Source organism: Pseudomonas sp. Pme6b (assembly GCF_058129925.1).
This window is the reverse complement of sequence record NZ_CM176704.1, coordinates 1,885,385-1,905,394: the sequence shown is the minus strand read 5'-3', so window position 1 is coordinate 1,905,394 and position 20,010 is coordinate 1,885,385. Positions and strand designations below refer to the sequence as shown.

General features: G+C 54.3%; 11 protein-coding genes, 3 pseudogenes and 2 other annotated features. Of the genes and pseudogenes, 10 read left to right on the top strand and 4 right to left on the bottom strand.

From position 1 onward, the window contains the following. Positions 1–182 precede the first annotated feature (182 nt). The 9 genes and pseudogenes from AC4ANE_RS08700 to AC4ANE_RS08660 all read left to right on the top strand — a co-directional run. Positions 183–740, top strand: a pseudogene (locus tag AC4ANE_RS08700) (helicase-related protein); the annotation flags it as partial. 417 nt (positions 741–1,157) lie between these two features. Continuing rightward, positions 1,158–2,380, top strand: a protein-coding gene (locus tag AC4ANE_RS08695; protein ID WP_095178853.1) for an IS3-like element IS51 family transposase whose coding sequence is annotated in 2 segments (ribosomal slippage) — positions 1,158–1,443 and positions 1,443–2,380 — 1,224 coding nt in all. Because the reading frame shifts where the segments join, the coding sequence is not laid out codon by codon here. After that, positions 1,436–1,552, top strand: a sequence feature (AL1L pseudoknot). Its footprint overlaps the gene before it by 117 nt. A 368-nt stretch (positions 2,381–2,748) precedes the next feature. Further along, positions 2,749–3,204, top strand: a pseudogene (locus AC4ANE_RS08690) (transposase); the annotation flags it as partial. A 499-nt stretch (positions 3,205–3,703) separates the two neighbouring features. Further along, complete coding sequence (locus tag AC4ANE_RS08685; RefSeq protein ID WP_122379490.1) at positions 3,704–4,171, top strand: DcrB-related protein; 468 nt, start codon at positions 3,704–3,706, stop codon at positions 4,169–4,171. A 5-nt stretch (positions 4,172–4,176) separates the two neighbouring features. Then, the gene (locus tag AC4ANE_RS08680; protein WP_460408836.1) at positions 4,177–8,400 is read left to right on the top strand and encodes an RHS repeat-associated core domain-containing protein; all 4,224 of its coding nucleotides are present in this window, start codon (positions 4,177–4,179) and stop codon (positions 8,398–8,400) included. 13 nt (positions 8,401–8,413) lie between these two features. Further along, the gene (locus tag AC4ANE_RS08675) at positions 8,414–9,007 is read left to right on the top strand and encodes a hypothetical protein (RefSeq protein WP_053486570.1); all 594 of its coding nucleotides are present in this window, start codon (positions 8,414–8,416) and stop codon (positions 9,005–9,007) included. A gap of 739 nt (positions 9,008–9,746) precedes the next feature. Next, positions 9,747–10,670, top strand: coding sequence for a DUF4007 family protein (locus AC4ANE_RS08670; protein WP_081000179.1), 924 nt, complete (start codon positions 9,747–9,749; stop codon positions 10,668–10,670). Next, positions 10,630–13,992, top strand: coding sequence for an ATP-binding protein (locus AC4ANE_RS08665; RefSeq protein ID WP_235662945.1), 3,363 nt, complete (start codon positions 10,630–10,632; stop codon positions 13,990–13,992). The genes AC4ANE_RS08670 and AC4ANE_RS08665 overlap by 41 nt, the downstream gene beginning before the upstream one ends. Beyond that, the gene (locus AC4ANE_RS08660; protein ID WP_053486573.1) at positions 13,985–14,827 is read left to right on the top strand and encodes a phosphoadenosine phosphosulfate reductase domain-containing protein; all 843 of its coding nucleotides are present in this window, start codon (positions 13,985–13,987) and stop codon (positions 14,825–14,827) included. The genes AC4ANE_RS08665 and AC4ANE_RS08660 overlap by 8 nt, the downstream gene beginning before the upstream one ends. Before the next feature lie 5 nt (positions 14,828–14,832). Here AC4ANE_RS08660 and AC4ANE_RS08655 read toward each other — a convergent pair whose 3' ends face one another. The 4 genes and pseudogenes from AC4ANE_RS08655 to istA all read right to left on the bottom strand — a co-directional run. Then, the gene (locus tag AC4ANE_RS08655) at positions 14,833–15,720 is read right to left on the bottom strand and encodes a protein kinase domain-containing protein (protein WP_053486574.1); all 888 of its coding nucleotides are present in this window, start codon (positions 15,718–15,720) and stop codon (positions 14,833–14,835) included. Between the two features lie 18 nt (positions 15,721–15,738). Continuing rightward, positions 15,739–16,899 (bottom strand): DUF262 domain-containing protein, encoded by a 1,161-nt coding sequence (locus AC4ANE_RS08650; protein ID WP_460408988.1) that lies wholly within the window; start codon positions 16,897–16,899, stop codon positions 15,739–15,741. Between the two features lie 163 nt (positions 16,900–17,062). Further along, complete coding sequence (istB, locus tag AC4ANE_RS08645; protein WP_031598096.1) at positions 17,063–17,866, bottom strand: IS21-like element ISPsy20 family helper ATPase IstB; 804 nt, start codon at positions 17,864–17,866, stop codon at positions 17,063–17,065. Continuing rightward, positions 17,859–18,728: pseudogene (gene istA / locus AC4ANE_RS08640) on the bottom strand (IS21-like element ISPsy20 family transposase); the annotation flags it as partial. The gene istB and the pseudogene istA, both read right to left, overlap by 8 nt. 49 nt (positions 18,729–18,777) lie before the next feature. On the opposite strand from istA, the gene AC4ANE_RS08635 reads away from it, so the two are divergent. Next, a protein-coding gene (locus AC4ANE_RS08635; RefSeq protein ID WP_095178853.1) for an IS3-like element IS51 family transposase occupies positions 18,778–20,000 on the top strand; the annotation gives its coding sequence in 2 pieces (ribosomal slippage) (positions 18,778–19,063 and positions 19,063–20,000; 1,224 coding nt in all). Continuing rightward, positions 19,056–19,172: a sequence feature (AL1L pseudoknot), on the top strand. (Overlaps the previous gene by 117 nt.) Positions 20,001–20,010 lie beyond the last annotated feature (10 nt).

The following is a 20,010-nucleotide window of genomic DNA, read 5'->3' as shown; positions in this document are numbered from 1 at the left end:
CCACGACGACCTCTTCGCTTCGAAAAAAGAGGTCGATAGTAGTGAATAGTCCTGCGTTGCTGCCTGCCTGAAAGTGTCCGGATGGCCGTGGAATCGGTGTCCAGATGCTTGTGGAATGAGTGTCCGGATCAGCATGGAATCAGTGTCCGGATGTTGGTGGAATGGGTGTCCGGATAGTCGTGGAATCCGCACTCATGCCGAAGGAACAGGCCCTTCTGGACCTATGTCTTGCTGAAAAAGCCCGTAACCGCAAGGTTCTGGCCTACTCGGTTTACACGGGTACCAGAGACACCACGAGCCGCATGAAGCGGGTGCTCGAGCAATCGGGGCTGAAGGTGGCAGTGCTGCGTGCATCGGTGGACACCGCCAGGCGCGAGGACTGGATCCTCGACCAGGTTGATCGAGGTGTCGACGTACTAATCACCAACCCGGAGCTCGTAAAAACAGGTCTGGATCTGCTCGACTTTTCGACCATTGCGTTCATGCAGACGGGTTACAACGTCTACACGGTGCAACAAGCGGCAAGGCGGTCATGGCGGATCGGACAGAAGCAGGACGTCAGGGTGATCTTTTTCGGCTACATCGGCAGTTCTCAGATCGCCTGTCTGCAACTGATGGCCAAGAAGATCGCCGTATCACAGAGCACTTCAGGAGATGTTCCAGAGTCTGGATTGGATTCACTGAACCAGGATGGTGATTCAGTAGAAATGGCGCTCGCCAGACAACTCATCAACGCTTGACCACGGCCACCTTCGGGTGGCCTTTTTGATGGACGAAGCAACGCTGTCCAATCGATTTTCAATTTCGTGATCAATGCTGATGGTTCTGTTCGATATGATCGGCTTGAAGCCCAATTTCGCGGGCCGTACCGGCTCGATAACATACGCCAAGGGGGTCAATTTTAGTCGGCGATTTAAAACATAGGTGGGTCACTTTTCGGCCGGCGTTGACAGTCTATGACGCACTCAGCTTGGCGTCTGACCAGTCAACACAAACCAACCATCATCCCACTCTATTATAAATGGTAGATTTATATCCCTATCTAGAGCGGTTATCGATGTTTTGGTCTTTCTGATACCATGAAAAATACTACCCCCCTATTTAGCTTGAACCGCCCCGGGTTTCTCGGAGACTCCAACCTTTGAGAGGATGGAGCGATGAAAAAACTACCGAAGTATTCCCCAGAGGTCCGTGAGCGGGCCATCAGGATGGTTTTCGAACACCTTCCTGAGTACGAGTCGCAGTGGGCCACCATCAGTGCCATTGCCCCCAAGATCGGCTGCACGCCCGAGACATTACGGCTGTGGGTTCGCCAATCTGAGCGCAACAGCGGCCAGCGTGATGGGCTGAGCACAGTCGAACGTGAGCGAGTCAAGCTCTTGGAGCGTGAGAACCGTCAGTTGCGTCAAGCTAACGAGATCTTGCGTAAGGCCTCAGCCTATTTTGCCCAGGCGGAGCTCGACCGCCCATTCAAACGATGAAGACGTTTATTGATGAAAACCGCCAGTCTTACGGGGTCGAGCCGATTTGCAAGGTGTTGCCAATCGCCCCGTCGACGTACTACCGGTACGCTGCTCAGCAGGCTGACCCCAGCCAGCAGTCAGCGCGTGCGCAGCGTGACCAGGAACTGGGTGAGCACATCCAGCGAGTCTGGGATGAGCACTTCCAGGTATATGGCGTGCGCAAGGTCTGGCGACAATTGCTGCGTGACGGACTGCAAGTCGCCCGCTGTACGGTGCAACGTCTGATGGGAGAGCTGGGCCTGCAAGGCGTGGTACGCGGCAAGCCCGTCAAGACGACGGTCAGCGACCAAGCCAGGCCGTGCCCGCAGGATCATGTCAACCGTCAGTTTGTGGCTGAGTGCCCGAACGCCCTATGGGTATCGGACTTTACCTACGTCAGTACCTGGCAGGGTTTTGTTTACGTGGCCTTCATCATTGATGTCTTTGCCCGATTCATCGTCGGTTGGAAGGTGTCCAGTTCAGCGCGTACCGATTTTGTACTCGATGCACTGGAGCAAGCCCTTTACGCCCGTCGCCCAGTCAAGCAGGGTGGACTCATTCACCACAGTGACCGTGGCGTGCAGTACGTGTCCATTCGCTATACCGAGCGTCTTGTCGAAGCCGGTATTGAGCCATCGGTCGGGAGTGTCGGTGACTCTTACGACAATGCTTTGGCTGAGACCATCAATGGTCTTTACAAGGCTGAAGTGATTCATCGACGCTCTTGGCCCACACGGGGGGCGGTGGAGCTGGAAACCCTGAAATGGGTGGACTGGTTCAATCACCGCCGCCTGCTGGAGCCAATCGGTCATATTCCACCGGTCGAAGCAGAAGCAATCTATTATCAGCAACTCACCGAGTCTGCCCAGGTGGCATGACTCAAACAAAAGGGTCTCCGAGAAACCCGGGGCGGTTCAGCTGATTTTTTGCGAGGCCAACCCGGTACGCATCTACTCCAATGACTCAGCTAAGTCTCAGCGCAATTACTTCCGCTCGTCGAGGGGAAGCGCCACAACGCGTCCGCGGGCCAACTCCGCTTGTGTCCATTCAAAATGGCGACACCATATCCAGGCATAAAGCCTAGGTCTCGGCCGGCAGTAGCCCTTGCACGTTCGGTTATTGGTTGGTCGCCATGGTTGCGGCTTCGGCCCAGAACCGCGCCCTTCCCGATAATGAACTCGACGCATTTGTCGACAATCTTGCTCGACGCATCGCGTCGTTCGACAAGCCTGCGCTCGCCGAGGCCAAGGCTCACATCGGCGCCGACGACGAGTCAGGCCTGGTGCACAGCGTGGTAGTCACAGAGGCCAATGTGGCAGACGTCACGCAGGTTGCCAAACTGCTGCACGGCAAGGAAAACGTAGTCTGCGCCGCCGCAGGTTACACCGGGGTCGAGAAGCGCGAACAACATGCTGGCCGCACGGTCATTTGGCAAATTGCTGCTCGCCGCAGCACTTACAAAAAGCACGGAAAACGCAGCGCTTTGTACAAGGCGATCCGCAAAATCGAGAAGGCCAAGGCCCAGGTTCGCGCCAAGGTCGGGCATCCGTTTCGGGTAATCAAGCGCCAGTTTGGCTATGAAAAAGTGCGCTTTCGGGGCTTGGCAAAGAACACCGCGCAGATGGTGACGTTGTTCGCCCTGTCAAACCTGTGGATAGCCCGCCAATATTTGTTGGCGAACGCAGGAGAGGTGCGCGTGTAATGCAGGAAATGGTTACTGCAAAGGGCTTTGCAGCGGCCGAAAGAGCTGAAAAACGAACAGATTGAGCGAATTACTGCATGCATCGTTTTTGAAGCGTGCCGAGGATTCGGTAGCCGGAAAATATCCGGCTATTTCAGAGCATCCCTAGAGAAAGTGTTACTTTCTGCATAGGTAGTGGCAATTTTGCCTTTCTGGACGGTCTGAAGCGCTGGTTCGGTAGAAGCTTAGCGGGACTGCTGTAGTAAGGCTCCTACGAGCGTTTAGGAGACATTACACGTCTCGAATCGGCGTCAAGCGTAGAAAAATATTTCAAGACGAAATATTCTGCAGACTGGCTGAGGCATCAGCTTCCGACCTTTTGCTAGCATTTCTCCGCAGTAGCAGCCGTAGACGCATTCAAGGATATGTATATGACCATGGGTAGCCGACTTTGACAGCATGCTGGGTGGTCTCGCCGCTCACTGATTGTTTCCTTTTTGATTTCAGGAATTTTTATCACATGGACTACGAGTTGCACGAAGGCAGTATCACACTGCCGGAAGGTTTTCAGGACCGCACGGTGAACATGTTTGTGCTGGGATCGACGCTCCCTGCCCCGTTGAGCATTACAGTGTCCAGAGACACCTTGCTGTCCACCGAGCTTCTCAAGACTTACGTTGATCGTCAGGTCAAAATGCTTTCGTCCAAGCTGCGCGGTTATACGCTCCTGAACAGAAAAGCGGTTTCGCTATCGACCGTGGCGCCCATAGAAGGCATCCAGATTGACGCGTACTACATGACCGAAGGGCGGCCTTACTATCAGCGTCAGGCGGCATTTTTAATCGAGCCGGAGCGCGCAATTGTGTTCTCGACCACAGCCCAAACGGATTTCAGTGTCGAGCAGACGCAAGGTTGGGATAGCTTGTTGGCCAGCTTCCAGCCTCGCCTGTCTGAAGCTCCTCCAACCGACACCCGCGAACAGGAGTAACGCTTATGTTCGAGGCCGCGCGGTTTGGTGACGAAATATCGCATACCGGCGCCCTGGGAGGCTTCCTGATCGGGGCTGTACTCGGTATTGCGCTCATTGCGACCGTAGCGATCGCTACGTTCACGTGCGGTTTTGGCGTGGCTCTTCTGGCAGGGCTTGCTGCAGGCGTCGGAGGTAGCCTGCTCACCGCCGCAGGAGAGGCAATAGGGAGTATGTTCTCCTCCCCCTCCGGCACTATCATCACGGCATCGCCCAATGTCTACATCAACAACCGCAAGGCGGCGCACGTTGAGAAAAGCATCGGGGCCTGCGAAAAGCATCCGGGGCCGGTCAAAATTGCCGAGGGCTCGACCAACGTATTCATCAACAGTGTGGCGGCGGCGCGCAAAGGCGACAAACTGACCTGCGGCGCCACTATCTCCGGTGGTTCCGACAACGTATTCATCGGCGGCGGCAGGTATCGCTATCTACCAGTAGACGATGAAATTCCGGGCTGGCTGCGTACCACCGTCGATGTGCTGATGGCGGTGGCCGGAGCAGCAGGTGGTATTGCCCAACTGCTTAAGGCAGGGGCACAGGCGGGCATGAAAGCAGTGTTGCCCTGCGCACTTAAATTCACAGCAGGTTTCGTGGCCGGCGAAGTTGCCAGCCGCTATGTGGTCGAGCCGGTGGCGCGCAGAGCCATCGGCGGCCTGAGCGGCAACCCGGTCGACACGACTACTGGCCGCAAGCTGATCCCCGATGAAATTGACTTCAGCCTGCCTGGCTTGATGCCCATCGAGTGGTCGCGCTTCTACGCCAGTAATTTGGATGTGGACAGCGTGCTTGGCAAAGGCTGGGTGCTGCCGTGGGAGCAAAGCCTGCGCAAGCGCGGCAGTTTCGTCTACCTCACCGACAATCAGGGCCGTACCGTCCCGTTCGTGGACATAGCGCCGGGCCAGCGCATTTACAATCCCCACGAGCAGGTCTATCTGGTTTGCACCCAGGGTGGTCATTACCTGTTGCAGACGCTGGATAACATCTTCTTCTACTTCGGCGAAGTGCCCGGCGATAACAAGCCGGTCCCTCTGGATCGTATTGAAAACGCACTCGGCCACTTCCTGCATTTCACCCGCACTGAACAAGGCACGCTGACCGACATCAGTGCCACGGGTGGCATGCGCGTTCACCTGCACTACGACGAGGTGACGACACGCCTGAATTCGGTGAAACGCATCGTCGACAACGAAGCTGTCGAAACGCTGGTGCAGTACCACTATGACAACAACGGTCAACTGGCCGAAGTATTCAATCGCAACGGCGATTCAGTGCGTCGTTTCAGCTACACCGACGGCGTGATGACCCGCCACAGCAACGCACTGGGCCTGACCTGCGAGTACCGTTGGGAAACCATCGACGGCCAGCCGCGAGTCGTCGAACACCAGACCAGCGATGGCGAGCATTTCCACTTCCGCTACGACCGCGAGGCGCGCACCACGTGGGTCACCGATGTACTGGGACGCGAGCTGGAGATTCACTACAACAAGGACCACCGCGTTACCTCAAGCCGCGACTACGGCGGTGATCACTACGCCATCGAGCTGGACGACACCGGCAACATGACCGGCCTGACCCTGCCCGACGGCAATAAATTGTCCTTCGAGTACGACGAGTTCGCCCGGCTGCTCAAGGAAACCGACCCGCTGGGGCGCAGCATTCGTTACCAGTATCACCACCTGACCACGCTGATCACCCAGGTCGATTACCCCGACGGCAGCATCTGGAAGGCCCGCTACGATTCCAAAGGCAACCTCGTCGCCGAAATCGACGCACTGGGCCACAAGACCGAATACCTCAACGGCGACGACGGCCTGCCCCACACCATCGTCGACCCGACGCTCAAGTCCAAACACCTGTGGTGGAACACACTGGCGCAGGTCCAGCGGTTTCAGGACTGTTCGGGCAAAAGCACCTTTTACCGTTATGACGAGCGCCACCATCTGATCGCCGTCACCGATGCGTTGAACAACACCACCACGCTGGAGCGCAAACCCGACGGCGAAGTGCTGCGCATCAATCATCCGGATGGCACTAGCGAAACCTTTACCTACAACGAATTGGGCCAGGTGCTGACCCACACCGACGGCAAGGGCCAGACCACCCAACTGCTGCGCAACGGCCGTGGCTTGCCCAAATGGCGGCAGGATGCCAAAGGGCAGACCATCACCTACGAGTACGACAAGGCCATTCGCCTCGTCGCCCTGACCAACGAAAACGATGCGACCTACCGCTTTGCCTACGACAACGCAGACCGGCTGATCGAAGAAAAGCGCATCGACAACCTCACCCGCCGTTTCAGCTACAACCTCGGCGGGCACCTGACACAGGTCGAGGAAATCGGCTACGGCGAGAAAGGCGAACAGCCGCGCCGTAGTACTCACCTCGAGCGCGACCCGATTGGCCGTTTGCTGGCCAGGCTCAACGACGACGCGCGTCAGGACTACGTATACGACGACGGCGACCGGTTGCTGTCGATTGAGCGCAAGCCGACCGATACCGGCAGAAAACTCGGCGTCGCCGCTGAAAAGATCGACTTCGCCTACGACATGCTGGGCCGCCTCATCAAAGAGACCACCCCGCAAGGCGCGCTGACCTACGAGTACGATCCGCTCAGTAACCTGACCACGCTGACCCTTCCGACCGGTCAGCACCTGAACCATCTGTATTACGGCAGTGGTCACCTGCACCAGTTGAACCTCGATGGCCAACTGATCAGCGACATGGAACGCGATGACCTGCATCGCGAGATCTATCGCACCCAAGGCACACTGACCAGTTGCTTCGGTTACGACAGCATGGGCCGCAAGGCCTGGCAGTACGCCACAACCCTGCCGGCTGAAAAACTCTCGCAGATCCAGAACCCGCTCATAAAGCCAGAGCGCTACGTCGAACACGCCTACAACCCGATCCACCGCCGCTACGAATACGACCCGGCCGGCGAACTGAGCCGCACCCTCGACAAACTGCGCGGCGAAACTCAATACGAATACGAAGCCAACGGCCAGCTGCTCGAGCGTAACCCCGAAAAACGCTACGAAGGCGAAGCGTTCCGCTACGACGCCGCCGCCAACCGCCTCAACTTCAACACCAGCCGCTTTGATCACGTCAAAGACAACCGCCTGAAACAGTGGGCGAATCAGGAGTACAAGTACGACGCCTGGGGCAACCTGATAGAGAAAACCGTCGGCATCGTACGCTGGCAAACCTTCACCTACGACTGCGAAAACCGCCTGGTCAGAACCGAGACCATGGCCAACACTCAGGTGGAAAGCACCAGCAGCTACCAATACGACAGCCTCGGCCGACGTGTCGCCAAGCAGTCAGAGATCAAAGGCCAGACCGACCATAAACGCTTCCTCTGGCAAGGCCTGCGGATGCTGCGTGAAGAGAGTCCTGGACAGAGCAGCCTGTACCTCTACGAGCCCGGCAGCTATGCGCCGCTGGCCCGTGTTGATCAGAAAGAAGGGGAGGCAGAGAACAAGGTCTACTACTTCCACACCGACCAGATCGGCACACCGCTGGAAATGACCGACGCCGAAGGGCAAATCGTCTGGCAGGCCAAGTACCGGACGTGGGGTTCTATTGAAAAGCTGGTGGTGAACGAGGTTGAGCAGAACCTGAGGTTTCAGGGGCAGTATTTTGATGTCGAGACGGGGCTGCACTACAATACGTTTCGGTATTATGACCCGGAGATTGGACGGTTTATTACGCAGGATCCGATTGGGTTATCAGGAGGCACGAACTTATATTTGCATACATTCTCCCCTAACAATTGGATTGATCCTCTAGGTTGGTGCTCTACCAAGCTGGGTAATAATATGGGAGCAAAGCCAGGTGATGGAATGGCAAACCATCACCTGTTGCCGGAAGAATTGATAAAGAGCCCACAGTTCAAAACCATGTTCGGTAGACTGAAAGGTATTGGCTGGAATCCTGATGGGGCCTCAAATGGTATTTTTCTTCCTGGCTCCAAAAATCTTGCTCAGACTACGGGAATGCCAGGGCATTGGTCAAATCACGGCCAATACACAGAAGCAGTGAAAAACAAATTAGTGAAGCTGAATAACAACCTAGGCAGCTTAACTGATATTGACTTGGCTCTTGGAGTAAAAAACATCCAGGCTTGGGCTTCGCAAGGCCTTGAGAATGGCCTGTTTAAAATAGATGCTATAACCGGCCGATTGCTATGAGGGTAATATTATCATGAAAGATCTATATATAATCAGCTATGAGCCGAATGGTGAGGGCGCGCCATATTTTTTTGATCTAGAGTGGGTACCAGATCTTCCAACGTTTCACTATCCAAGCGAAAATCCGGTAGAGAGCTCACTTACTTCTCATTATCGTGCAATTGCTGACACTCCGAAAATTAATGCAGACTGGCTGCCTGATCATTTCTTAGCGTCTAAAAAATTATTGGAAATTTGTGATCATCTTAGGTGCTCTTATATTAGTCGACCCATTGAACTTAATATTCAAGGCAAAGCCAGTGAGAAAGAATACTTCTTTTTTATTGCTTCCGACAGAATAAATGCAATGGATTTAGATATGTCGACATTCACCCTTGACACTAACCCTAAGATTGACGCCTCAATGTCTAATGCCCCGGTATACGAGCGCATTGAGAAACTGGTAGTGCTGAAAAACATAAAATCAGATTTATTTTACTTCGAAGAGATACATGAAGTAGTTTGCTCTAATGAATTTCTAGACAAATATATAGAACAAGGTTTAGCAGGCCTATCCTTTAAAAAAATAGATGAGAATTATGAGTATACCCCTTGGGATGACTTTTAAAATCTTGAGAATCGATATTTGATTTTTCAAGAAAATATTTTCGCCCACAGCTCTTTTAAAAATTACTTATCAAGGTAGCTGCCAACTTTGCCTCAGCTACCTATTAATATCTTTTATAACGCTTACTTAAATGCCGCTATCTAGAGGAGACTCTCCGCCCGGAATGACATGGCTGATGCAGAATTGATCCATCTGCCGAAATTTCGCTGACCCAAGCTTCCACTTCGTAAAGCGTTAGCAGGTCTGACTTGGGACTAAACACTCATGGGGCATTGCCAAGTCGGCAGATGGATCAATTCTGCATCAGCATTAACAACTCCAGATCGACTTCGGCATCTATCGTTTTCTGCCCAACGGTGACCGCTCGGGGCGTAATTGGCTCGAACTGAGACTTCATCGGATGGATGCAATGAACGGCAATTCGTACCTGTGTATTTCGCTGAGGGCTGAACAGCCTCTCAACCTCTTCTCACCCAGTCGTCAACCTGAAACCACGAACAAGCCCGAATCTTCGGGCTTTTTTTCGGGCACTATATTGGATTAACGGAAGTACCTTGCCTCAGCAACCCTTCCAGACACGGGACTTGTAGTGCGCTTGCGACGCGTTCAGCCGATCTCGTACCTCACCGAGAGCTCAGGATCGATTGCGGATGAATGCCAAGAACTGTATACATATACAGCAAAAACTTGTAGAGTCTTGAACTGGAGTAATCCACCAGTTCGCGGTAAGCTTGAAATTATGAAGAATACAAACACCAAATCTAACCGAATAGCATCCGTTCACCTCTCCGGACATGAAACGTTTCCTCTTCGCCAAATGTGGCTTAAGAAAGCGTTCGATCAGGCAAGCAATGACGGACTGATTACCAAATCAACCTTCACCGATGAGTCTGCAATTGCAGCTTTCGGTGTTGGTAAAAACATGGTTTCATCGATTCGGCATTGGGCATTGTCATGCGGGATCATGGCCGAAGAAGGCGATGCGTTCCGCGTAAAAAGCCTGGCAATGGAGATACTGCAAAATGGAGGTCTTGACCCCTATGCGGAGAACCCTTCTACAGCATGGCTCGTACATTGGCGCCTCGCCGGGCGGCACCACCGCTCGACCACATGGTATTGGCTCTTCAATCATGTGACAGCTCCAACCTTTACACGCCAAGAACTCGAAGAGCCTTTGGCCCTGTATGCCCGAAGCCTAGATCCCAAACACCGCGTTTCTATAGCAACTATTTCGCGTGATTTGGAGACCTGTCTACGTAGCTACGCGCCGCGGGCAGCAAACGGTTCTCCAGAGGATTTTGCCGAGCCTTTACTCGGGGAGTTAGGGCTGCTGCAAGAAGTACACAAGGGGCAATATGCATTCCGACGCGGTCCCAAGGCCGCACTTCATGATGGCGTCTTCACTTATGCCCTCATGGATTTTTGGCGCAGAACTGCAGACAGCCAAAGTTCGCTAGCTTTTGAGACCATCGCATATGCAGAAGGCTCTCCAGGTCGAGTCTTTAAGCTCGACGAAGAGTCGATAGCCCAGCGTTTGATCTCTTTGGCAGATCTGACCGGAGGCAAGTTAGCGTGGTCCGACTCCGCTGGCCTTCGCCAAGTCCACAAAAAAAACCTCTCTGATGACGATCGACAAGAAATGGTTAGGCGCGCATATGACTGAGGTAGGAGAGGCAGTGCTCGCCGACATCGTCCAGATTTCCCACCAGTACCAACGATCAATCCGTATTGATGCGGACATTGGCCGATCCGACGCACTCGACGGGTATATCTTCCATTCGACCGCAGCGAGTGTGGTAGAGGGCATGAGTAGGCAGCTTGCCGCAACCAATCAGCGCAGCTTCACTTGGACAGGCCCCTTTGGCGGCGGAAAATCATCTCTGGCCGTAGCATTGGCGAGCGTCCTCCATACTGATAAGAGCCTTCGCACAAAAGCCCGATCCACACTAAATTTGGACTCGAAGCCAAACTTTGACAGTGCTTTCCCAGTTCAAGATGGGTGGCTCGTAATCCCAGTGGTTGGCCGGCGAGGTAGTGTCGTCAAGGAATTGGACTTAGCCCTTCGCAAGACAAAGGACAAGGGTTTTGAAGGTCGCAACAAACCCAATGCACAGGGCGTCATCAATGAACTGATCGCCGAAGCAAAAGACCGCCCGAACGATGGTGTCTTGGTGCTCATTGATGAGATGGGCAAGTTCCTTGAAGCTTCGGCCTTAGGCGTGGGCGACGATGTCTACTTCTTCCAGGAGCTCGCAGAGGCATCTGCCCGCGCTGAAGGCAGACTGGTTGTGATTGGAGTGCTGCATCAATCTTTCGCACAGTACGCCAACCGTCTTGGTATCGACACACGTGACGACTGGAACAAGGTTCAAGGCCGTTACCTTGACCTCCCTTTGGTGGCGGCAAGCGACGAGGTTGTCGAGCTTATCGGCCGTGCAATTGATGCAAAGCGGCGACCCGAGTGGGTACGGGGGGCCTCTGATTCTATTGCCGATGCCGTCAGATCACGTCGGCCTGCCGTCGGCAACGATTTCGCTGTTGCTTTGGAACGCTGCTGGCCGCTGCATCCAACCATGGCTGCATTGTTGGGTCCAATATCGAAGCGGCAGTTCGGTCAAAATGAGCGGAGTACCTTTGGCTTCTTATCTTCAGTCGAGCCTTATGGTTTTCGCGCCTACCTACAATCGACTCCGGCGAACCAATCGAATTGGTATCGCCCAAGCGACTATTGGGAATATCTGCGTGCGAACCTAGAGCCTGCCATCCTAGCTTCTGCGGATGGGCACCGCTGGTCCCAAGCTGTCGAAGCTGTGGAGCGCGCTGAGGCCAAATCTGGTGACTTGCTGCAGGTGTCTCTGATTAAGAACATCGCCGTCATCGACCTTTTCCGCACTGGTTCAGGACTTGCCGCCGACTTACCAGTCTTGTCGACCCTTTTTCACAGCGTGCCACAGGATCAGATCGAGGCCGCACTAAAGAAACTGGCCTCGCTCAAAGTGGCTCTGTTCAAGAGCTATACCGGAGCTTGGTCAGTTTTCGAAGGTAGCGACTTCGATATCGATGCAGCTATTGCCCAAGCTGTAGCGTCATCTCCTGGTATTGACTATGCCAAATTATCCCACCTTATGGGAATGCACCCAGTGGTCGCCAAGCGGCACTACCACGAAACGGGCTCAATGCGCTGGATGGAAATTTCTCTGCGAAGCATCGAGCAAGCGGAAAAGATCTCGAGTACTTACAAACCCCAGCGGGGAGAGTTCGGCCAGTTCATCCTTGCGCTTCCCAGCCGAGACATGCCTCTTCGTGAGGCTCGAAAGCGAGCTCAGGCCTGTGCTTACGAAGAACCTTGGCCGGTGCTAGTAGGCATCCCGGATAATCATGCCAGGATCGCGGAACTGTCGACCGAATTGGTTGCATTAGAGCAGGTAAAGGAACGCCACGAGCTCGGAGGAGACGCTGTCGCCCGCCGCGAAGTATTCGCCCGCTTGGCCGCTACTCGCTCCGACCTTGAGGACCAACTTCAAGCTGCTGCCTCACTGTGCAAATGGCATGATGGTAGCGGCCAGGTTATTGAGCCTGGTGCAAAGCTATCACCTATTGCTTCAGACCTCGCCGACGACCTCTATGAGCATTGTCCTCGAGTGTGGAGCGAGCTAGTTAATCGCGATAGTGTGTCGAGCAATAGCGTTAAAGCCCGCCGTGATCTGTTACACGCAATGATCAACGCCGAAGGCCAAGAGCGGTTAGGTATTGAAGGTTTCCCTGCCGAGCGCGGACTTTTCGAAACGCTGCTCGTGGCATCACATCTATACCGTAAAGAGGGAGAGGCTTGGCGCGTCTGCGAACCATGCGAAGCCTCACCCAAAGGCTTTTCCGAGATCTGGGCGTTCACTCAGCAACTCTTTGCCGATACCAGCGCCCGCGTTAGCGTGAGCACCATCTATGACCATTGGAGCATGCCGCCGTACGGCATGAAGCGGGGCATACTGCCAGTTTTTCTGACAACATTCTTGTTGGTGCACAAAGCAAACATCGCCGTATACAAGGAAGGCATGTTCATCTCTCGACTCAGTGATGCTGATATCGACGAGTGCCTCCAAGATCCGACCCGCTTTACGCTCCGCTGGATCGCGATTGATGAGGATAAAAGCCTAATTCTAGATGGCATCTCTCATCTCCTTGAGGAAGCTGGGGAAATAGGAGGAGCTGCTGATCCTCTAGAGGCGGCGCGCGGCCTTGTGGCGTTGATTTTTAATTTGCCGGAGTGGTCTCGGCGTACACAGCGGCTGGGGGAAACTGCCAAAGCAATTCGTGACATGCTGCTAAAGGCCAGCGACCCGCACAAAGTACTGTTCGTCGACTTACCAACGCTGCTGGAAGTAGCCGATGGCAAAGCGTACGTGAATGCTCTGCGCGCGCCCCTGAAAGAAATCGCAACAGCTTACGCAATGATGCTCTCCGGAATAGAAGCCAAGATGCTTGAAGCGCTTGATGCGCCTCTCGACAACTTGGAATCACTCCGTGAAAGAGCGCGGGCTGTAGCGGGCGTTTCAGGCAACTTCAGGCTCGATGCATTTTCGACAAGACTTACGGCTTATGATGGCAGTCGCTCCGTTTTGGAAGGAATTCTGAGCCTAGCCGCTGATAAACCACCACGCGACTGGGTGGACCGCCATATCGATGCTGCGGTGCTCGAACTGGTCCAATTCGCAAGACGTTTCCGCGAGGCTGAGGCCTTCGTAGCCGTAAAAGATCGTCCAGCACAAAGCGAAGCAATCGCAGTTGTCATTGGCGTAGGAGCGGACACAACGACGATTTCTAGATCCTTTTCGATTTCAGACCGTCATCGTAAAACAGTAGAAGAAAAGGCCAGTGAAATAGCCAAAATGCTGGAGGATCAAGGTCTTGATACTGACATCTTACTTGCCATCTTGGCCAAAGTCGGAATGAACTTGGTTATCGAAAAGGAAAAGATGCATGACTGAACGACACGTACTGGGTTTATCCGGAGGAAAAGATAGCGCAGCTTTGGCAGTGTGGATGCGTGACCACCATCCCGAGCTGAATATCGACTACTTCTTTACGGATACCGGCGAGGAGCTTCCCGAGGTCTACGAGTTCTTGGGACGACTCGAAGGCTATTTAGGCAAGCCCATCGAGCGACTTAATCCCCGTCGGGACTTCCGCTTTTGGCTGCGTGAATACAACCATTTCCTCCCCAGCGCCCAGACTCGCTGGTGTACGCGTCAACTCAAACTGGCGCCATTCGAACAGTGGGTCAAACCATGGCTGGCAGCGGGAGATAAAGTTTTCTCCTATGTAGCGATTCGGGCTGATGAGGAGTACCGCGAAGGGTACTCAGCAAAAGCCGAAAACATGCTTGTGAAATTCCCCTTCCGTGAGGCGGGCGTCGACAAAGCTAGTGTCGTCGATATTCTCGAGTCCTCTGGATTGGGTTATCCAAAGTACTACGAATGGCGCTCTCGTAGTGGCTGCACATTCTGTTTCTTCCAACAGAAGATCGAATGGGTACGCCTCAAAGAACGACATCCCGAGGACTACGAAAAGGCCAAGGCATTAGAGAAAGATGCACTGGAGCATGGTTCACCTTTCACTTGGACTAAGGGTGAGTCGCTTTGGGATCTAGAGAAGCCTGCGCGTGTTACTGAGATAAAAGCCGAATATGAGATCCGCCGTGCGCGCCTTCGTAAAAATATACCTGTCAACCCCCTACGCCCAGTGAAAAACTTTCCCGAAGACATCGACGATGTATACGGGGAGGACGAAGGCAATAGCTCCTGCCTCATCTGTCACAAATAGATTTCTCACCTAATGATTGCAGCTTCCAAGGCTGTACAGAACTCGGCGCTTGTCTGAAACCGGTTAGTACTGCAATGGAGCAGAGCTCGCTCTATGACGGGAAATAGCTCCGCAGGCCCACGCCAATCCGCAGCGCGGACTATCCCAGTCGGGTGCCGGCCGCATGTTGCGTACCAAAAGACTGAAGCCAACTGGAATACGTCCGAGGTTTGGCCAATAGAGTCTGCGCAGCCCAAGTTTTTGTTGAACGCCTCAGGCGACATCCATAGCGCGGGACCAATCCTTTCGCCCACAAATGACAGATCGGGCCCGCCCTCATGCAGATCGCATAAGCCGAAGTCACTGATTGCCCAAGCACTGCCAACAACCAGAATGTTCTCGGGTTTGATGTCGCGGTGCAGGGCTTTTTCGTTGAGCTTCACTAACGCCTTAGAAAGACCAAGAAATTGCGCAAGATATGTCGCTGACGGAATCTGCTGCGGGTTTTTGGCATGTTTGCGTAAGTCGTCTGATGCTTTCATGAGGACGACAAAGGGCAAATCCTCGGCTTGGCCTTGCTGCTGAGACACGAATCGACCACGACGCCTAACGCGCTCCATTCGGATGCCAGGCACAGTACCGGTTGCGACAAACCGGATGATGTGAGGGTCGTCGAAGCTACGAAGCAGCTCGACTTCGCGTTGAAATCGTTGCCGGCGACGTTGCCGCAGCTCAAGCTGAAATTTGACCGCGTAGCTGTCGCCTGAGAGCTTCTCGTTACATTCGTGGACAACGGCGTTACCTCCCGCCGCAATTCGCTCGCCAACGATGTAGACCCGACCATCATCACCCGTGATATGGTCGTCAACAGCATAGATACTAGTATTGTTCCGATAGAGTTCGACACGGCTCATACTTGGGCTCCCATCTCTTTACTCTGCGTATTCTGCATCGTCGAGGTCGTAATCATCCTCGACTGCGCCCGGGATAGAAGCACCATTGATGACCACAGCGGCGTCGATTCTACTTTCGCATCTAGCGTGTGCCCACTTTGAGTTTGACAATTGAAACACCGTGCTTCCAGTAGGCCAGTAGAGAACTGAGCTACCTAAGCTAGTCTCGCCTTCGTCAAATCCGTCACACCCACCGCAGACAAAACCTGCCGCTGGCGGGCACCCGTCGCCGTTGAAAGTCGGATCGATCGCAAACCGAAGATCGGTTGCCGTTCCCGACACAATTTTGCGCTGCTCTTCGTCATCCATCGCAGCGGCATAAGTCCCTCTTAGGATCGCGCGAATGAGCGCCATGCGCCAATTTCGGCTGGATGCTGAGTTGGCCTGGGAGACGCAGTAAACAGCATACCTGCTAAGTACAGGAACCTCCGATGTGGGGGCAATTCGAGCGTCCAACAGTGTCAAGTCCTGTCGCAAGAGGCTAACGTCTGCAGGTAATACGAAACCAGAGCGTCTCAGAGACAAAACCGCAAAGAAGAAAGAGTAGAAATCCGCTTTCTGCTTCCACCGGGTCTTCTTCATTGGGTATGTTGAGTCGAAAATATTCGAAATATCTGCGATCGCGCTCTCAAACTCCGCGCGTGCAGCAGCGGACTCAATCGATGGCCACGTCGAATAGTCGCGACAACACTCGTCAATTGCATTCTTCTTGTCGCTGATGCCTTTTAGCTGTGCAGCCAACAACTCGCTGACATATTCAACGTCGAGAGAACGCCGTCGCGCCGTGGCGTTGAACAAACCCATATCATCAAGGGCATCTAGGTTGGCCAGCTCCTCGGTGACTCTCAAAAATTCACCGGGAAAGTCAGCCTTTCGCAGTTCCTGCCTGTTAAGCGGCACTAGGTACTTGTTGACACGAGCGTAGACCTCCCGAAGTTCCTCAGGTGCCAAGCCAGAGGCCTCGTTGAAGTCGATCGAATAAAGCAAGATGTCATCGCGAATATTCTCTGACAGTTCGGAGAACTTCTTGCCCACATGAGGCCCACGGTATGGTTCCTCTAATGCGAATCCGTCATTCAAAAATGAAAGGATCGTCGTGATCCGCTGCTGACCGTCGATAACACTTCGATACGTCCTCATATTGTTGGCGCTGATTGAAAACTGACCCACCCTGCCGATTGAAAATTGACCCAGGACGGATTGCTGATTTTTGCCCCAGCAATTGTGGATAAGCTTAGCAGCAGTGTTCCGATTGAAGACGCATCAAGCCCCACCGCATGCAGCAGGGCATTTATGGTGCGGATCAAAATGGCTCATCGTCCTCGATATCATTTCCGTCCTTTCGCTTTCGTTCGCGTGTTTTGATCTTTGTCTGGGCAGCCAATGTGCTGTGTTGTAGGCGGTAGGACTCGTTGCCCGTTTCGACGATGTGGCAGTGGTGTGTCAGCCGATCCAGCAACGCGGTGGTCATCTTGGCGTCGCCAAACACACTCGACCATTCCGAGAAGCTCAGGTTGGTGGTGATGACCACGCTGGTGTGTTCGTACAGTTTGGACAGCAGGTGAAATAACAGGGCGCCACCGCTTTGGCTGAAGGGCAAATATCCGAGTTCATCCAGTATCACCAGGTCTGTGCGCAGCAGTGCCTGGGCGATTCGCCCTGCTTTGCCATCGTACTTCTCACGCTCCAGCAGATTCACCAGATCCACCGTGGAAAAGAAGCGCACGCGTTTGTTGTAGGCCGTGATTCCGGATACAGCCAAGGCACTGGCCAGGTGTGTTTTCCCGGTGCCAGGGCCGCCGATGAACACGACATTCTGCGCGGTTTCAGTGAACGCCAAGCTGGATAGATCGCTGACCAGCCGGGCATCAGCGCTGGAAGCGCTGAAGTCAAAGCCAGCTAAGTCACGGTGCATGGGGAGTTTTGCCATGTTCATCTGATGATTCACCGAGCGCACCGCGCGATCCGCATGTTCCTGCTGAAGCAGATGTTCCAGCAGCCATTTCGATGAAGCCGTCGACGCTGTTCCTTGAGAGACCAGTTCTTCCCAAGCACTGGCCATGCCGTGCAGGCGCAGTTCTTTGAGTTCAGTCATTAGGTCACGCATTGCGATTCTCCTCATCGGTCGTACGGAGCCGGTCGTAGCGTGCTGTATTGGCAACCGGCGCCACTTTGAGTTGCAGGCTGGTTTCTACACAGGGAGGTGGTGCGGTGGAGGTCAGGCGGGCAACGACATTGAGGATGTGATCGGCGCTCAGACTTCCCGATTCAAGTACCAGCTCCACCGCCACCAGCACTGGTTCGAGACCGGCGATGGGCACAGCAGCCAGTACCTGCATCATGATTCGATCACCGTTGGTGTGACGCCTCAGTCCGCGTTTAAGAAGCTGTAACGGTTTTGGCAGATCAGCAAATGGAGCGCCATTGCGCAGTGCACCAGGCTTGCGTTCGATGAGTGGGATGTAGTGCTGCCAGTCAAAACCGATCTGATCTCGATCAAAGAGGCGCTCGTGACTGGCGATCACCGTTTCGTCGGCAATGACCACGATTCGCGAAGGGTACAAACGGCTGCTGACCCATTGACCCACACGCTCGCAAGGCACCGAATAACGATTGCGCGCCACGCTGATCAGGCAGGTGCTAGAGACACGGACGGTGCGTTCCACGTAGCCATCAAAGGCCGTCGGCATCGGCATCATTTCAGCCTGCTCCAGCTCCAGGACTTCTGCCACCGTCAAACCGTTGTACTGCGGATGTACAAGTTCAGCCCAGAGCGGGCGACAGCGTTGGCCGAGCCAGACGTTCAGCTCCTCGAAGGTATGGAACATGCAATTTTGAGCATCGAGCCAGATTCGCCTCCGGCTGTCTTGCACGTTCTTTTCGACGATGCCTTTCTCCCAGCCAGAGGCCACGTTGCAGAAGTCCGGATCGAACAGATAGTGCGCGCACATCACGGAAAACCGGGCATTGAACCGCCCCGGGTTTCTCGGAGACTCCAACCTTTGAGAGGATGGAGCGATGAAAAAACTACCGAAGTATTCCCCAGAGGTCCGTGAGCGGGCCATCAGGATGGTTTTCGAACACCTTCCTGAGTACGAGTCGCAGTGGGCCACCATCAGTGCCATTGCCCCCAAGATCGGCTGCACGCCCGAGACATTACGGCTGTGGGTTCGCCAATCTGAGCGCAACAGCGGCCAGCGTGATGGGCTGAGCACAGTCGAACGTGAGCGAGTCAAGCTCTTGGAGCGTGAGAACCGTCAGTTGCGTCAAGCTAACGAGATCTTGCGTAAGGCCTCAGCCTATTTTGCCCAGGCGGAGCTCGACCGCCCATTCAAACGATGAAGACGTTTATTGATGAAAACCGCCAGTCTTACGGGGTCGAGCCGATTTGCAAGGTGTTGCCAATCGCCCCGTCGACGTACTACCGGTACGCTGCTCAGCAGGCTGACCCCAGCCAGCAGTCAGCGCGTGCGCAGCGTGACCAGGAACTGGGTGAGCACATCCAGCGAGTCTGGGATGAGCACTTCCAGGTATATGGCGTGCGCAAGGTCTGGCGACAATTGCTGCGTGACGGACTGCAAGTCGCCCGCTGTACGGTGCAACGTCTGATGGGAGAGCTGGGCCTGCAAGGCGTGGTACGCGGCAAGCCCGTCAAGACGACGGTCAGCGACCAAGCCAGGCCGTGCCCGCAGGATCATGTCAACCGTCAGTTTGTGGCTGAGTGCCCGAACGCCCTATGGGTATCGGACTTTACCTACGTCAGTACCTGGCAGGGTTTTGTTTACGTGGCCTTCATCATTGATGTCTTTGCCCGATTCATCGTCGGTTGGAAGGTGTCCAGTTCAGCGCGTACCGATTTTGTACTCGATGCACTGGAGCAAGCCCTTTACGCCCGTCGCCCAGTCAAGCAGGGTGGACTCATTCACCACAGTGACCGTGGCGTGCAGTACGTGTCCATTCGCTATACCGAGCGTCTTGTCGAAGCCGGTATTGAGCCATCGGTCGGGAGTGTCGGTGACTCTTACGACAATGCTTTGGCTGAGACCATCAATGGTCTTTACAAGGCTGAAGTGATTCATCGACGCTCTTGGCCCACACGGGGGGCGGTGGAGCTGGAAACCCTGAAATGGGTGGACTGGTTCAATCACCGCCGCCTGCTGGAGCCAATCGGTCATATTCCACCGGTCGAAGCAGAAGCAATCTATTATCAGCAACTCACCGAGTCTGCCCAGGTGGCATGACTCAAACAAA

Coding starts and splice junctions, on each gene's coding strand:
- AC4ANE_RS08685 (WP_122379490.1), top strand. CDS start 3,704: ATGGACTACGAGTTGCACGAAGGCAGTATCACACTGCCGGAAGGTTTT.
- AC4ANE_RS08680 (WP_460408836.1), top strand. CDS start 4,177: ATGTTCGAGGCCGCGCGGTTTGGTGACGAAATATCGCATACCGGCGCC.
- AC4ANE_RS08675 (WP_053486570.1), top strand. CDS start 8,414: ATGAAAGATCTATATATAATCAGCTATGAGCCGAATGGTGAGGGCGCG.
- AC4ANE_RS08670 (WP_081000179.1), top strand. CDS start 9,747: ATGAAGAATACAAACACCAAATCTAACCGAATAGCATCCGTTCACCTC.
- AC4ANE_RS08665 (WP_235662945.1), top strand. CDS start 10,630: ATGACGATCGACAAGAAATGGTTAGGCGCGCATATGACTGAGGTAGGA.
- AC4ANE_RS08660 (WP_053486573.1), top strand. CDS start 13,985: ATGACTGAACGACACGTACTGGGTTTATCCGGAGGAAAAGATAGCGCA.
- AC4ANE_RS08655 (WP_053486574.1), bottom strand. CDS start 15,720: ATGAGCCGTGTCGAACTCTATCGGAACAATACTAGTATCTATGCTGTT.
- AC4ANE_RS08650 (WP_460408988.1), bottom strand. CDS start 16,899: ATGAGGACGTATCGAAGTGTTATCGACGGTCAGCAGCGGATCACGACG.
- istB (WP_031598096.1), bottom strand. CDS start 17,866: ATGCGTGACCTAATGACTGAACTCAAAGAACTGCGCCTGCACGGCATG.